At 38.2% G+C, this 15,105-nt stretch carries 16 protein-coding genes; 12 read left to right on the forward strand and 4 right to left on the reverse strand.

All coding sequences use genetic code 11. The features are described from left to right. Nucleotides 1-50: 50 nt before the first annotated feature. Nucleotides 51-641, reverse strand: coding sequence for a rhomboid family intramembrane serine protease (locus VB691_RS20125; protein WP_323293312.1), 591 nt, complete (start codon nt 639-641; stop codon nt 51-53). 187 nt (nt 642-828) lie between these two features. On the opposite strand from VB691_RS20125, the gene VB691_RS20130 reads away from it, so the two are divergent. From VB691_RS20130 to VB691_RS20180, 11 genes are all read left to right on the forward strand, one after another. Then, entirely contained in the window at nt 829-1,182 is a 354-nt protein-coding gene (locus tag VB691_RS20130; RefSeq protein WP_323293313.1) for a hypothetical protein, read from the forward strand. Between the two features lie 132 nt (nt 1,183-1,314). Further along, nucleotides 1,315-3,060 carry a hormogonium polysaccharide biosynthesis protein HpsL gene (hpsL, locus tag VB691_RS20135; RefSeq protein WP_323293314.1) on the forward strand — a complete coding sequence of 582 codons (1,746 nt, stop codon included), beginning with the start codon at nt 1,315-1,317 and terminating at the stop codon, nt 3,058-3,060. Between the two features lie 4 nt (nt 3,061-3,064). Further along, nucleotides 3,065-4,096: a hormogonium polysaccharide biosynthesis glycosyltransferase HpsN gene (gene hpsN / locus VB691_RS20140; protein ID WP_323293315.1), complete on the forward strand. Its 1,032-nt coding sequence runs from the start codon at nt 3,065-3,067 to the stop codon at nt 4,094-4,096. A 29-nt stretch (nt 4,097-4,125) separates the two neighbouring features. Beyond that, nucleotides 4,126-5,301, forward strand: a complete 1,176-nt coding sequence (hpsO, locus tag VB691_RS20145; RefSeq protein WP_323293316.1) for a hormogonium polysaccharide biosynthesis glycosyltransferase HpsO — start codon at nt 4,126-4,128, stop codon at nt 5,299-5,301. Nucleotides 5,302-5,420: 119 nt separating this feature from the next. Continuing rightward, entirely contained in the window at nt 5,421-5,615 is a 195-nt protein-coding gene (locus VB691_RS20150) for an NAD(P)H dehydrogenase subunit NdhS (RefSeq protein ID WP_323293317.1), read from the forward strand. Nucleotides 5,616-5,682: 67 nt separating this feature from the next. Beyond that, nucleotides 5,683-6,351 (forward strand): HAS-barrel domain-containing protein, encoded by a 669-nt coding sequence (locus tag VB691_RS20155; RefSeq protein ID WP_323293318.1) that lies wholly within the window; start codon nt 5,683-5,685, stop codon nt 6,349-6,351. Between the two features lie 5 nt (nt 6,352-6,356). Then, the gene (locus VB691_RS20160; protein WP_323293319.1) at nt 6,357-7,388 is read left to right on the forward strand and encodes an endonuclease/exonuclease/phosphatase family protein; all 1,032 of its coding nucleotides are present in this window, start codon (nt 6,357-6,359) and stop codon (nt 7,386-7,388) included. A gap of 104 nt (nt 7,389-7,492) precedes the next feature. Next, the gene (locus VB691_RS20165; protein ID WP_323293320.1) at nt 7,493-8,986 is read left to right on the forward strand and encodes a HAMP domain-containing sensor histidine kinase; all 1,494 of its coding nucleotides are present in this window, start codon (nt 7,493-7,495) and stop codon (nt 8,984-8,986) included. Continuing rightward, a complete protein-coding gene (locus VB691_RS20170) occupies nt 8,987-9,622 on the forward strand; it encodes a TIGR04282 family arsenosugar biosynthesis glycosyltransferase (protein ID WP_323293321.1) in 636 nt (211 codons plus the stop codon). Between the two features lie 71 nt (nt 9,623-9,693). Beyond that, on the forward strand, nt 9,694-10,170 hold the full coding sequence (locus VB691_RS20175; protein WP_323293322.1) for an NAD(P)H-quinone oxidoreductase subunit N: 477 nt from the start codon (nt 9,694-9,696) through the stop codon (nt 10,168-10,170). 189 nt (nt 10,171-10,359) lie between these two features. Beyond that, nucleotides 10,360-10,923 (forward strand): type IV pilin-like G/H family protein, encoded by a 564-nt coding sequence (locus VB691_RS20180; RefSeq protein WP_323293323.1) that lies wholly within the window; start codon nt 10,360-10,362, stop codon nt 10,921-10,923. Between the two features lie 12 nt (nt 10,924-10,935). Here VB691_RS20180 and VB691_RS20185 read toward each other — a convergent pair whose 3' ends face one another. The 3 genes from VB691_RS20185 to VB691_RS20195 form a co-directional block, all read right to left on the reverse strand. Further along, nucleotides 10,936-11,898, reverse strand: coding sequence for a pentapeptide repeat-containing protein (locus tag VB691_RS20185; RefSeq protein WP_323293411.1), 963 nt, complete (start codon nt 11,896-11,898; stop codon nt 10,936-10,938). A 130-nt stretch (nt 11,899-12,028) separates the two neighbouring features. Next, nucleotides 12,029-12,622, reverse strand: coding sequence for a 3-isopropylmalate dehydratase small subunit (gene leuD / locus VB691_RS20190; RefSeq protein ID WP_323293324.1), 594 nt, complete (start codon nt 12,620-12,622; stop codon nt 12,029-12,031). An 83-nt stretch (nt 12,623-12,705) separates the two neighbouring features. Further along, entirely contained in the window at nt 12,706-13,848 is a 1,143-nt protein-coding gene (locus VB691_RS20195) for a DegT/DnrJ/EryC1/StrS family aminotransferase (protein WP_323293412.1), read from the reverse strand. A gap of 244 nt (nt 13,849-14,092) precedes the next feature. Here VB691_RS20195 and VB691_RS20200 point away from each other — a divergent pair, with 244 nt between their 5' ends. Next, a complete protein-coding gene (locus VB691_RS20200; protein WP_323293325.1) occupies nt 14,093-15,037 on the forward strand; it encodes a hypothetical protein in 945 nt (314 codons plus the stop codon). Nucleotides 15,038-15,105: the final 68 nt, after the last annotated feature.

Raw genomic sequence — 15,105 nt, forward strand, 5'->3', positions numbered from 1 at the left:
TTCGAGACTTGGAGAAGCCCACGCCGTAGCTTGCTCGGCGTTGGGAGTCGTCACGAATAAAAGCGTTTTTCATTAGTGATCAATTTAGCCGCTACAACACCCCCTAAAAAGCCGAAAAGATGACCTTGCCAAGAAATTCCAGGACGACCTGGTAAAACCCCAAATACCAGTCCCCCATAGAGAACCCCAACAATTACTGAGAGACAAATTGAAGCAAAATTTCGCTGAAAATAGCCTCGTAATAACAAAAATCCTAAATAGCCAAAAATCAGGATACTTGCCCCAATATGTACTGATCCTGGTGCGCCAAAAAACCAAACTCCGAAACCACCGATAATCATTGTTAAGAAAGTGACAATCCAAAAATCACTGGTTTCTTGTAACATGACTAACCATCCTAACACCACGAAAGGAATGGTATTACCAATTAAATGAGCTAAATTTCCATGTAAAAAGGGGGCAAATAGAATTCCTCTCAACCCAACAAGACTGTGAGGAATAATACCAAAGCGATCTAACCTTCCCCTAAAAATAGACATATCTAATAATTCTGTCACCCAGAAAATTGCGACAAAACTGCCTAAAATCATAGCATGGGTTTTCATCTCACGGGAGAGAGGATTTTGTTTGTGATCACTCATCTTGTTGATCCTAGAATTAATGGGTTAGTGACTACATTTGTACCTTATATCAACCATCATACTAATTATTCTCAATTTTAACGCTACATAACTTAATCTGACAACCCTAGAGAAACGTTTACAATGAGGATAAGAGAATCTGCTGAGAAAAGACTCAGACGCTTCTCAGAAGAATTGAGGTAGCGCAATGCTCAATAAATCTTTTAGTCTAATGTTAGGAATAACCCTCTTAGTGAGTGGGTTTCCTAAAGATATCCTAGCTTATCCCGTCCGGATCAGAACTAATCCCTATCCAGGCATCCATCGAACAATTATCCCACCCAATAATCAGCCTAGTAGGTCTTATGATCGAGGTAATTCCTATTATGATAGGGGAAGGAATTCTTATTCGAGAGAAAGGATTATTATTGAACGCGATCGCCGAGGATATTGTGGTAATTGTCATCATCCTAACCATTCTAAACCGTCTCGATCTCATCCTGGCTATCAAAGATATTATAATCATAACCGATCTAACATTTTGCCAGGCAACAATTATTAGGAATTTATTCCCTAATTATTAATCGACTACCTTAGAAAGATCAGAGTCCTTTAGAAAAATTGCCCGAAAAATTTCAGCATTTTTGTATATTTATGTATAATTTACACAGGCAGTCACAACAGCTAAAAGACAATGATACGCTCTAAGAGCAAAAGAAAAGCAACGAAGGGTCAAAAAGAGACTTCAGCCATTGATATCAAGGAAAAACTCGCCAAAAAACGCCAAGCGAGAGAAAACACAAGAAAAATCATGGGTTTAATCGGATTCTCTTTATTCTTTGCGATTATCGTGGGAGTAACTTTGAGTTTCAGTATTAGCCCCAAAGTCGGTATTGGCGTTGGTTTGCTAGTGCCAACCATGGTTATTTGTTACAATTATCCCCGAATGGCTATGTGGGCCTTTCTCATTTATATGCCATTCAGTGGTACCGCAACCTACTGGATTGGTGGAGGAAATGCCCTCTTTCAAATATCTAAAGATGCCTTTTATCTTCCTGCCTTATTGGGCTTTATAACAGAGTGTCGCCGTAAAAGAAAACCAATTATTGTGCCTAAAAAGCTACTTCCTACTTTACTTTTTATCTTAGTATCCGGCCTACTCACACTATTTTTAGTCAATGGATTACAGGAATTTCTCCCAACTTGCGATTCTCTCAGCGAGTATGAAGAGCTTTTGCGAGATGCTAATGGAGAACTTATTTTAGGTAGCAATGGAATCGTTATAAGAACACCCTGTAAAAATGGAATTCCCTTTCTACAAGGGGTACTGGGATTAAAAGTATTACTTGGTTATGTTCCCTTGATTTTTTGTGCTTATTACTTAATTGAAGATAAAAAAAAGTTACTTTTTTTAGGTCGTTTGCTCGTTATTTTAGCGATTATTTGCTGTCTGTTAGGCCTAGCCCAATATTGGATGTTAAAAACAGGTCGATGTCAGGGAACAAATCACCTGACAGGACTCGATTTATTCAAGCCCCAATTAAATGCTAAATGCTTGGTCGGCGGTTCTCTACTTTATAGTCCCAGTCAAGGTCAAATTCGATTACCTGGAACCTTTGTATCTCCTTGGCACTGGGCATGGTTTTTAATAGGAAATGCCGCCATTACTTTTGCTGTTGCTTTTAGTGATACATCTTTCTTTTGGCGCAATACTGGTTTAGTTGGCATGGCCCTAGTTTTTATTAATGCCATTATCTGTGGGCAAAGAATAGCCTTAGCGATGGTGCCAGGGGTAATTCTTATTTTACTAATTATCACAGGACAAGTTGCTAACCTTAAGCGATTTATCCCTATTGGAATTGGCCTTTCTTTTGTTCTGTTTATTGGATTTTCTTTTTTAAATCCAGATTTTATTCAAGAAAGAATTGACAGTTTTGTGGCTCGGTGGAATGCGTCTCCTCCCTATGTTTTTATGCAAGAACAATTCTTAGTTGCCCTAGATAACCAAAAAGGAATTTTAGGGAGGGGTTTGGGTAAAGCTACAAACTCTACTCGAATTTTTGGTCCTATTTTCTTAATAGAAACCTATCACCCTAAACTGTTATTTGAAATTGGTTTTTTAGGCTTAGGAGCGTTTATGATTTTTGTTAGTCATTTATCCTTTCTTTCTTTCAAGGCTATGAAACCCTTAAAAGATAAAGCTCTAAAAAGTTTTGCCTCTGGTTTTTGGGTGTTTCTGTTAATTATTAGCTACTTCCCCTATTGGTATCCCCTAGATACTGATCCGGTTTGTGTCTACTATTGGCTGTTTGCTGGTATTATTTTTAAATTGCCACTTATTGATAAAGAGGAACAAGCTAAAGTCAAAGCCCAAAAAGAAGCAGAAGACGCTAAGAAAAAGAGAGTTAAATCCACTAAAAAATTCCCATCAGCTGCCTAAAATTATGAACTATCCTTTGATTTCTTTAATTATTCCTACCTATCGACGAGAACAAATCCTAAAAGATACTCTTGAAGATGTTATTAAGCAAGATTATCCCAGTCTTGAAATTATCGTTGTCGATCAAACTCTCACCCATGAACCAAGCATTCAAGCTTATTTAGAACAGCTAGTTAACACCAATAAAATTAACTGGTTTCGCATTAATTGGGCCAGTTTACCAGGTGCTAGGAATTATGGTGTTCGACGGGCTAAAGGTGAGATTGTTATCTTTATTGATGATGATGTTCAATTACCCCCAAACTATCTATATGCTCACGTAGAAGCTTATCATAAATATCCAGGGGTTGGAGCCATTGCGGGACGAGTTTTAGATCGCATGAAATTGGCTGATTCTGAAAAGGTGAATAACCCTGAATCTCCCTATACTATTGATATTTTACCACCAGAAGCAATGGACCCTGGTATTGCTTGGTATCATATTGATTTAGTTCATACAACTAAACCACAACAGGTGATCTCAACCCGTGGTTGTAATATGTCTTTTCGACGGGAAATTTTTACTAAATATAATGTTTGGTTTGATGAAAGATTTCGAGGCAATGCTGTTAGAGAGGAGTCTGATTTTTGTTTACGGTTACGACAAACAGGTTATCAAATTTGGTATGAACCTGATGCTTATTTAGTGCATTTAGGAGAAGAAACAGGAGGATGTCATGACATCAGTACCCGTTCTTTTAATTATCAACTCACTTTCTATCATAATCATTTTTTGATGGCTCTGAAAAATTTAACTTTTAATCAACAATTGCGTTTATATGCTAAACTTTTTGACTGTCATGTATTAGGAAATCCTCCCTGTAATAAAGGGGGTTCACCGATTAAAATTCTGGTACGTTTGTTTTTTTATAGCTTGGGATTATTGGATGCGATGAAAACAGTTATTTTCGCCAGGTGGAATGATGGACAAATTTATAGTAAAGAAGATTTAAACAGTTCTAACTTGAATCAAAATAAACTCTCTCAAATAGCTTAAATAAACCTTGCTTGTTAATTAATACTAATATGAGAATTTTAGTTGCTAGTCACACCTACATTGTTGATCTAAACGGTGAAAAATTTAGGACTTTAGCGAACCTTGAACCAAATATTGAGGTCATAATTGTTGTACCTAAACAATGGCGGCCAGGTGGGGTACAAAATCAATTAATTGAGACAAAACCTCGCACTGAGGGACAATTTAGAGTGATTCCTATTTCTAATTTCAGCAAAAATAATCAAGGATTATTAACATTTGGCTTAGATATTATTCCTTTATTGAAAGACTTTAAACCTCAAATAATTCAAGTTGAACAAGGGGTTAAATCTTTTGCTTATGCTCAGTTAATTACCCTTAATCGTTGGTTAAATCTCCAAGCAAAAAATCTCTTTTTTACTTGGTGGAATCTCCCCTATACCTCTAAATTTCCTATTTCTTATTTGGAACAATATAACCTCAAAAATACTGATGGTTTAGTAGCAGGAAATCAAGATGCTGCTGATATTTTACAAGCTCATGGCTATAATAATGCTGTTGAAGTGATGCCCCAATTGGGAGTAGATGAAACTTTTTTTTCTCCCCAAAAACAGCCCGAATTAGCCAATAAACTAGGCATTAAACCAGAAGAATTCGTGATTGGATTTGTAGGGAGATTTGTAACAGAGAAAGGAATTTTGACTTTATTAAAATCCGTTGCTAATTTATCTCAGTCTTCTTGGAAACTGCTCTTATTAGGTAGGGGAGAATTAAAAGAAACAATTCTTAGTGAGGCAAAAAAAATCGGACTTGAAAATAGATTAATTATTATAGAAAGTGTTCCCCATGATCAAGTAGCTCGTTATATTAACTTGATGAATGTTTTAGTTTTACCCTCAGAAACAACCTATCAATTTAAAACCTTAACTGCTGTAGGTTGGAAAGAACAATTTGGCCATGTTTTAATTGAAGCGATGGCCTGTAAAGTTCCTGTTATTGGGTCTAATTCTGGGGAAATTCCTAATGTTATTGAAGACGCTGGATTGATTTTTCCGGAAGGAGATGATCTCGCCTTAAAAGTTTGTTTAACTCAACTCATAGAAAATCCACAGTTAGCCCAAGAATTAGCAGAAAAAGGCTATCAAAGAGTATTAGAAAAATATACAAATAAAGCCCTGGCACAACAATTATTAATTTTTTATCAAAAACTTTTACAATCATCTTAAAACAACCAAGAAGCAAAAAGTCAGCAATTCTTGAAAAAATTTCCTTAACATCATTGTCCACAAATAGGGATTATACTGCTAAGCTAGAGAGAGAAACTTTTTGAATCGGGATCAAGACCATGCTAATTTTACCAGGAACAACAGTACGCATCACTAATCCTAATGATACTTACTACCATTTTGAAGGACTGGTGCAGCGGGTAAGTGACGGAAAAGCTGCTGTATTATTTGAAGGCGGAAATTGGGATAAACTTGTCACCTTTTTGTTATCTGAAATAGAAGCTGTTGAGCTAACTTCAGGCAAGAAAAAGTAAGATTAATGAATTAAATTATTGTTTGATAGACGCAAAATTTTGCGTCTCTATAGTTGTTTATTTAATTATGCGTCTTCCCTTACCCCAATTTGCCACAGATAGTCGTCGTCCCGATCATATTGCAGAAGTGATTGAAACATCAACCACGCAATTTTTAGCCCAATGTTTGGAACCAGAAACCTTAAGTTTTCCTGTGATGCCTCCCTTTGGCAGTTGGGTAAAATCCTTAGATGAAGAATCAGGCAATAAAATTTTAGGAATTGTTACCTATGCTACCACAACTCCTATTGATTCAGTCCATCGTGCGAGGGCATTAGGCTTATCTTTATCAGATTTACGGGAACAACAACCCCAAATTTTTGCCATGCTTAAAACGGAGTTTCGGGCAGCAATTGTTGGCTTTGAAACTTCTCAAAATATGGTTAATGGTAATGGACAAAATTTAGGAAAAATTTATCAATTTTTGCCTCCTCGTCCCCCTCAAATTCATCAAGCGGTGTATCAATGTCAACCTACAGAAATTGTTTATTTTAGTGAACAAGTTGAGTTTTTACGGATTCTTTTACAAGTTAAAGAGGCCCCCTCAGAAGCGTTGATCGCGGCGGCAATTAGAGAGATTTATTTATTACGAAAAGCTGATCGAGATTGGTTAGTTAAGGTGGGACGAACATTAAGCATTTTATTGAAAGATGATTATGATCGTTTACAGTACATTCTCAGCCAAGTTACTTTATAAAAACTATGAACACAGAAACAACTATCAGCTATAAAACGCGCCAAAAATCTTTTAATGTTGGAACTTTTAACCTATATAATTTAGTATTGCCTCAGGTAAAATACCACGGTAATCGAGAATATACACCAGAAGTTTATCAGCAAAAAAAAGCTTGGATTAATCATCAATTAAACCTGATGAAAGCTGATATTATTGGGTTTCAAGAACTCTTTCATCAGGAAGCATTACAGGAAATTATTGCAGAAAATCAAGACTATAAAGACGCGGCAATTATTACCACTAACCCCACAGGAGAATTACCCACTGTTGCCCTTCTCTCTAAATTTCCAGTTATTAAATATACAATATTTAAGGAATTTCCTCTAGGAATAAATTTGGATTTTAAAGAGGTTATTATTCCGATTAATTCTTTTAGTCGTCCTGTAATTGCGGCGGATATTGCCTTAACAGATGATATACAATGTACTGTATTTGTTGTCCATCTAAAATCGAAACGTCCTATTATTCCTGAAAGTGTTGATCGTCAAGATCCAGTGGAATTTGTTAAAGGAAAAGCAAGGGCTTTAATTCTTCGTGCGGCGGAAGCAGCAGCCTTGAGAGTAATTCTCATGGATAAGCTAAAAAATCGTCAATATCCTGTGATTGTTTTAGGAGATTTAAACGATGGAAATCTAGCTGTTACTACCAGAATGATTATGGGTGAACCCCCTTGGGAAAAACTGAGATTTGAAGCCAAGAAAAAGATCTGGGATGTTCTGCTTTATAGTGTCAAAGATATTCAAGCCCGTCAAAGCTATGGGGATTTTTATTTTAGTCATATTCATAATGGTTATTATGAAAGCTTAGATCATATTTTAGTTAGTGAAGAATTTGTCGCTTTCAACCGTGAAAGTATCGGAAAAGTTACCTATGTTTCTGTGTTTAATGATCATTTAATTGATGAAATGTTAAGCGATGCTGAAGTAGAACCTTGGCAATCAGATCATGGACAGGTTGTGGCTTCTTTTCAACTCAAACCACCCCTTAATCCTTCCTAGGGAAATTGCCCCTTATTCGGTTCGGTTCTACCACTGTTCTTAATCTCTTGATTCCGTTATCATCAGAGATGCTAGAGGTCAATTGTTTGCACTGAGAGAAATTAATGATTGTGTCTGAGGGATTATTAGAGAAACTAAGCGATATTATTAATCGTCATGAAGATACGGTGATTCAAACTTGTGTATCTCAGCAAACCACCGAGGAAATTGACCAACTTCGACTTAAGGGACAAGGACAATGGTTTAGTGCGATCGCCGCTTTAGAAACCTTACTTTTATCCCAAATTGGGGAGACAACTGAGGTAAAATTTACCTCTCAAGGACTCATTTTATCAGCCCCTACGCCTATACTTTGTCATCCCACCCTCACCAACCAACTTCAGACAGGAATTTTTACCTTACAAATGGGTCAAAACTGCGTAGGAAAAAGGTTTCAGCTACCAGCGGCCCCAGCGACTTGCGTAAATATAGACCCCCCAGGAATTACTCAACTGCCTTTATCTCCTCAAGATCCCCTCGTTACTGAACAATTTTGCCTGATTTTAACTCCTCATTTTGGGTTAATGATGGTTTTAGGGGAAGATCGCCTAGGACTGCCAGCCTTTCAATTTTCCTTTGATCCTGATGTGGTACAACAAGGATGGTTAACCTTGCGATCGCGTCTCGTTATGACCCATCATCCTCAATTATGGCAGTTAGATGAGTGGGTTGAAGAATTTCCCCCAATTGCGCCCAATTATCGCATTGTTAGCCAATTTAGTCGGTTACTTCTCCATTATTTACCCCAATTTCCTACTCTTTCTGCTCGAAAAATTCGTTCTTTTTGTGACTTAGAAACTTCTAAGAAAACGGCGAAAAAAGTGGCAGATATTCCTTTACATCTTCAGGGAATTGATGAAGCCACAGATATTACTTTATTACAGGCCTTAACCCATGAAATTCGTACTCCTTTAACCAGTATTCGTACCATGACAAGGTTATTATTACGGAGTCGAGAATTAGAGCCAAAAATGATTAAGTTATTAGAGAATATTGATCAAGAATGTACGGAACAAATTAATCGCATGGAATTGATTTTTCGGGCCACAGAACTAAAAAGCAAAACTAATCACAACTTAGCAGTTGAATTAGTGTCAACTTCTTTAGAAAGTCTTTTAAATCAATGTGTTCCCCGTTGGAAAAAACAAGCCCAACGACGAAATGTCGTGCTTGATGTGGGACTTCCCAAGAAATTACCCCAAGTGGTTAGTGATCCTGGAATGTTGGATCAAGTGTTAACTGGATTAATTGAAAAATGTACTCGTAGTCTAACAAATGGGGGACATCTTCGGGTTCAAGTTAGCACCGCTGGTCATCAATTAAAGTTACAATTTCAAACAGAATCTAATCAACCAAATAACCCGCTTCAAGCCTTAGGACAGTTGTTAATGTTTCAGCCAGAAACAGGTAGTTTAAGTCTTAATTTAGATGTGACAAAAAACCTCTTTCATCGTTTAGGCGGTAAGTTAATTGTTCGTCAGCGATCGCAACAAGGTGAAGTGTTTACAATTTTTCTACCTTTGGGAACAAATTCGGTTAGCTACCGCGCCGTTAAGTAGATGATAAAAAAGTTCATAGTGAGGGCTGAAGCCCTTAATAATTATACTTTGATTATTTTTACTCGCTATCCTGAACCGGGAAAAACAAAAACCCGTTTAATTCCTGTTTTGGGAGCAGAAGGAGCAGCAAATTTACAACAAAAACTAACAGAACATACCCTAAAAGAAGCAAAAAAACTCTTAAATTATCTGGCTATTTCTATCTATTATACAGGAAAAAATAAGCAATTAATGCAAGCATGGTTAGGGGATGATTTAACTTACTATTCCCAAGCAAGCGGAGATTTAGGAAACCGCATGAATTCCGCTTTTGCTGAGTCGTTTAAGTTGGGATTTTCTAAGGTTGTGATTATTGGTATTGATTGTCCTGATCTTAATATAAACATTCTTAAAAGTGCCTTTAATTACTTAGAAAATAATGATTTAGTGTTAGGAGAAGCTGCGGACGGTGGTTACTATTTAATTGGTTTAAAAAAAGTTATCCCTGAATTATTTAAGGATATTGCTTGGGGAACATCTCAAGTTTTATTGATGACGAAAAATATTGCTGATCAACTTAATTTAAGTTATCATCTGTTACCTATTTTATCCGATATAGATCGTCCAGAGGATTTACAGATTTGGGAGAAATATTGATAAGTAAGCAGAATTAATAAATATGCTCCTATAATTAAAATAGGCATTTTAAAACGGATTCTGCATCAATTATGGCACTGCTTACCACAGGAAAAGGATTCATCCGCGCCTTAGAAAAATCCGGCGCATTAGGGGTTTATGCTCCCTTAGAAGGGGGATCTGAAGGACGTTATCAACGACGTTTACGGACGAATGGCTATAATAGCTTTTCTCTTACGGCCCGAGGACTAGGAGACGTGGGAACTTATCTAATGGGAGTCCATGGGGTGCGCCCTCCCCACCTCGGTAAAAAGAACATTGGGCAAGAGGCAGCAGTAGGGCCAGTTTATTTTATTCCCCCTATCGCTGGCTATCAGTTAGAAACTTTGCCCCCCAAGTCAAAAGGGCTGGTTTTGTGGATTTTAGAAGGCTATGTCCTTTCTCAAATTGAATTGACCTATTTAGCTAATTTACCTCAACAAGAACCCCGTCTTAAAGTGGTGATAGAACTCGGTGGGGAACGTTATTTCCGTTGGCAACCCCTGGAGGAATTAATTAAAGTGGCTTAGGTTTTGTGTTAGGTGCAAGATCTCAGTCTAGCTATCTAAGGCGTAAATTGACAATCTCCCGATTATAAATTGGGAGATTTTTGGGTGAATCTGGATTCCAGGGAACAGAGTTATTTTTTTTGGCGAGAAAAGATAGATTTTTAAGACTTGGTGGGTAAACTAATCATGTGTCTTTTCCCCAAACTAATCATGACTCATCTTATTCTAAAACACCTTATCCGAAAGAAACAAGACAAAGGATTTACCTTAATCGAATTATTAGTTGTTGTTATCATCATCGGTATTTTGGCCAGTATCTTGTTTCCCCAAACTATGAATTATATTGGACGAGCGAGAGAATCAGAAGCCAAAGGGACAATGGGTACATTAAATCGCGCTCAACAAACTTTCTTTAATGAAAAACGGATATTTGCCACTGGGACGGAACAGCTAGAAGTGCCTATGGGCAATGAGAAATATTATACAATTTTCCTGGGTGAAAAGAATGATGATACCCAAGGGTTACAGGGTGCGGTAGGGAAAGAGAATGGGAGAAATGCCACCCGCGATTATGCTGCTGGGGTTGGTTATGATCCAGATGAGCGGACATTTTCAACGGTTGTTTGTCGTTCCACCGATAAAGCGAGCGAATATGGAATTGACGGTTTAGCTTCTACTGATACCAATCTTGGCACGGGAAAAGTTGGCGGTGTGATTCTTAATGGGACAACGGTTGAATGCGATGATTTTCTACTTCTAGAAACAGTTAAATAAGGTTTTTAAGATTTAGGGATGACGACTGCCATCGGGCATGGTTGCCTCAGTTAAATTAATATCACTAATATTACTATTACGGAAGTTAGCATTTCGCAAATCTCCCCCCCGCAAAGACGCATCAATTAAATTAGCACCCCGAAGAATACTATCGCTTAAATGAGTTTTATTTAATAATCCATAACCCAAATTAGCATGACGGAGAATTGCCCCTTTTAAGTTAGCCCCTTTGAGATTAGCAGAACTTAAATCAATTTCGCTGGCAAAAGTGATCGCCCGTAAATTAAACTCAGAGAGAGTGACCAGACTGAGATTCACCTCTCGTAAAATCGCCCCCGTTAGATTCGCTCCTTTTAAATTAGAGCGGCTAAAATTCGCCCCTTGTAAAAAAGCCTCTTGGAAATCAATATTTTGCAGCTTACTTTCACTCAGATCCGCTTTATAAAGATTGGCATTAGTTAAGTCAGCTTCTCTGAGATCGGCCCCACTAAGATCGGCTCGACTCAAATTGGCCCCACTGAGATCCACACCACTCAAATTGGCCCCACTAAGATCCACACGACTTAAAATAGCCCCACTTAAAATGGCACCACTGAGGTTTGCATTACTGAGGTTAGCACTTCTGAGATCAGTGTAACTAAGATTGGTTTGTTTGAGGTTGGCCCCGCTCAAATCAGCACTAATGAGGGTTGCTTCTTCTAAATTTACCCAACTTAAATCCGCATTGCTCAGATTTGCTCCGGTTAAATCTGCTGCGAATAATTTAGCACTGATGAGACGGGCATTAATTAAGTCAGCACGGTTTAAATTAGCACGACTGAGATCCGCTCCGCTTAAATTAGCCCAATCTAAGGCGGTACGGCTTAAATTAGCTTCACTGAGATTAACCTGAATCAGATCGGCCCGCTGAAGATCCAGCCGACTAAAATCCCTGTCTCCCTGACTATATCGCCAGATTAACTCCTCAACATTCATAAAATGTGAAATAATCAAACCTAGGTTTGACATAAAGTGATCTCAGTTGCCTTATTATTACTTAACATAACAACTGTAACTTAGATATTTTCTATTATGTGTGTTTTGGATCAACCTGGGACAATTGCGGTCATGAATGCCAGGCAAGATAGGGTAATTTGGGGGCTGTAGCCTTAATTTCTTCAAGGTTTTGAATCAACTGCCCACAGCTATCCCAAGTGCCTTCTAATAGCATTTGACGCGATCCCTCTCCCATAGCAATCGGGGCAACCCAATCATTGCATCTGATTTCCTTTGTAGTTAAGTCTAGGGTAACTTGAGCTTGGGGGTTGGTTTGGAGTAAACTTTGGAGGGTTTTGATCGCTTCTGGGGAGGCGGTAACACAAGGAATGCCATTGGCGATACAGTTGCCAAAAAAGATCTCAGCAAAACTTTCTCCCACAATAGCCTGTATACCCCATCGTATAATAGCTTGGGGGGCGTGTTCCCGTGAGGAGCCACAGCCAAAATTAGCATTAACCACTAAAATTTGAGCATCTTGGTATTGGGGCTGATCAAAGGGGTGTTTTCCCTTTAATTGGCTGCGATCATCCGCAAATACCTGCTCTCCTAACCCATCAAAGGTAACACAACGCAAAAACCGCGCTGGAATAATGCGATCGGTATCAATATCATCCCCAACTAAGGGAATTCCTTGGCCGGAAATAGTTGTGACTTGGCTCATTGATGTAATCCTTTACAATTTTTAGCAAACCGAAGTTAGATTTCTCCTTCTATAATAAGCCGTGAGAAACCTTTCGGATCTGATTAAACGTTTGCTGACGAACAATTATCCTTTAAAGCATAGGTAACTTGTTCTTGTTCTTCTGGGGAAAGATCGGGGAACATGGGTAAAGATAAGACTTCACGGGCGGCCTTTTCGGTGACGGGAAAATCTCCTTTTTGGTAGCCTAAATTTTGATAAACTTTCTGTAAATGCAAGGGAATAGGATAATAAATCATAGAAATAATCCCTTGTTTTTGCAAGTTTTCTTTCAGGCGATCGCGGAATGGACTCTCCCCTTGCTCTTTATCTTCAACTAGGATTGTATATTGATTCCAGACATGATAGCCGGACTCAATTTCCTGGGGAAGTTGTATCCCTGGAATGGGGTTTAATAATTGATGATAACGTTGAGCAACTTCTCTTCTTTGTTCATTCCATCCGTCTAAATAAGGCAATTTAACTTGTAAAATAGCGGCCTGTATCGTGTCGAGACGGCTATTAATACCAACAACATCATGATAATAACGTACCTCAGAGCCATGTTCTTTAATGACACGAATGGCATCAGCGATCGCCGGATCATTGGTGGTGACTGCCCCTCCATCCCCACAAGTTCCGAGATTTTTAGTAGGAAAGAAGCTAAAACAACCAATATGACCAATATTGCCCACCTGTTGCTCTCCCCATTTAGCCCCCGTTGCTTGGGCGCAGTCTTCAACGATGTAGAGATTATGTTTTTGGGCAATTTCCAGCAAACGAGTCATATTGACAGGTTGGCCAAATAAATGAACGGGAATAATAGCTTTAGTTTGGGGGGTAATAGCGGCTTCTAGGGCTTCCAGGTCTAAATTAAAGGTGCTGCGCTCAATATCCACAAAAACGGGTTTAGCCCCCACTAGACTGATGATTTCAGCACTGGCGATAAAGGTAAAGGGGGTGGTGATAACTTCATCTCCTGGGCCAATTTTTAAGGCACGTAGAGCTAAATAGAGGGCATCAGTACCTGAATTACAGCCCACACATTGGGAGGTTCCGACATACTGGCCAAATTGTTGTTCAAAGTCGCTGACGGCAGCACCACCAATATAACGACCGGAACGCACGACTTCGAGAACAGCAGCATCAAGATCTTCACTGATGAGCTTGTGTTGACGGACTAAATCGACAGGGGGAATGGTGTTCACTCGCATCTTAATCAAAATTTTATACCTATCTTAAATGCAAAAAGAGGACTCCCGCCATAGTTTCCCCTGGCGGTGAAGCTTCCGGTGAGCGTCACGCCGAAGTCCAAACCGATAGAAAGGTATTAAAGAGGGAATCCTTTGATTAGTTTTCTGTTGAGGGGGACAAGGAAGACAAGGGGGACAATGGAGAATTTTTCCACTAATATTAGGCTAAATAATCAGAATTCAGAGTTGCTGAAAGTTTATGAGATCGTCAATCCTTCGTTTCTGTCTTAAAATGCTGCCAATTTTACTGGCTTTATTGTTATTTGTTGCTTCAATTATCATGATTACTCATGAACTAAAAGCCCATAGTTTACAAAGTATTTGGCAATATTTAAGCACTATTTCCAAGAGTCATAAAATTGCGGCGATCGCTTTAACAGGATTCGGTTATTTAGTCATGACGGGTTATGACTTATTGGGGTTTCGTTATATTAATCAATCTTTGGCTCCGGCTAAAATTGCCTTAACCGCTTTTATTAGTTATGCGGTGGGTAATACCATTGGATTTACTGCTTTTTCAGGGACAGCTATTCGCTATCGTTTTTATGGGACTTGGGGGGTTTCTAAACTTAAAATTGCTCAGTTAATTATTTTTACCCATTTAACCTTTTGGTTAGGCTTATTTGCAGTAAGTGGGGTTGTTTTTTTAGTTGATCCTTTGAGTCTTCCTGCTATTCTTCATTTACCTTTTGAGTCTGCCCATCCTATCGGCATTATCTTTTTGATTTTTGTTTCTATTTATTTTCTGATTAGTGTTTTTGGTAAAGGTTCCCTGAAAATTGGTTCAGAATTGATTAAGTTTCCTACTCCTAAGATTTCTTTAGCTTCTATTAGTGTTGCTGCCCTTGATTGGGGATTAGCATCAGCCGTATTATATTTATTGTTACCTGTTGGACATGGGTTATCATTTTCTGGATTTTTTGGCATTTATATTTTAGGATTAACCGCAGGATTAATTAGTAGTGTTCCTGGGGGTTTAGGAGTATTTGAAACAGTAATTTTATTATTAATTCCTGCTACTGTTTCTAATGCCGATGTGTTAGGTGCTTTAATTGCTTATCGTGCTATTTATTATTTTTTACCCTTGATTGTTGCCTTAATCTTATTTATGGTTAGGGAAATACAACAACATCGAATAACCTAATAAAAAGTTGAGGAAAATATAGTTCTACCCAACCTAGTATGTAAAACTATTAGAGATTATAGATTAAA

Source organism: Crocosphaera sp. XPORK-15E (assembly GCF_034931425.1).
Classification (GTDB): domain Bacteria; phylum Cyanobacteriota; class Cyanobacteriia; order Cyanobacteriales; family Microcystaceae; genus UHCC-0190.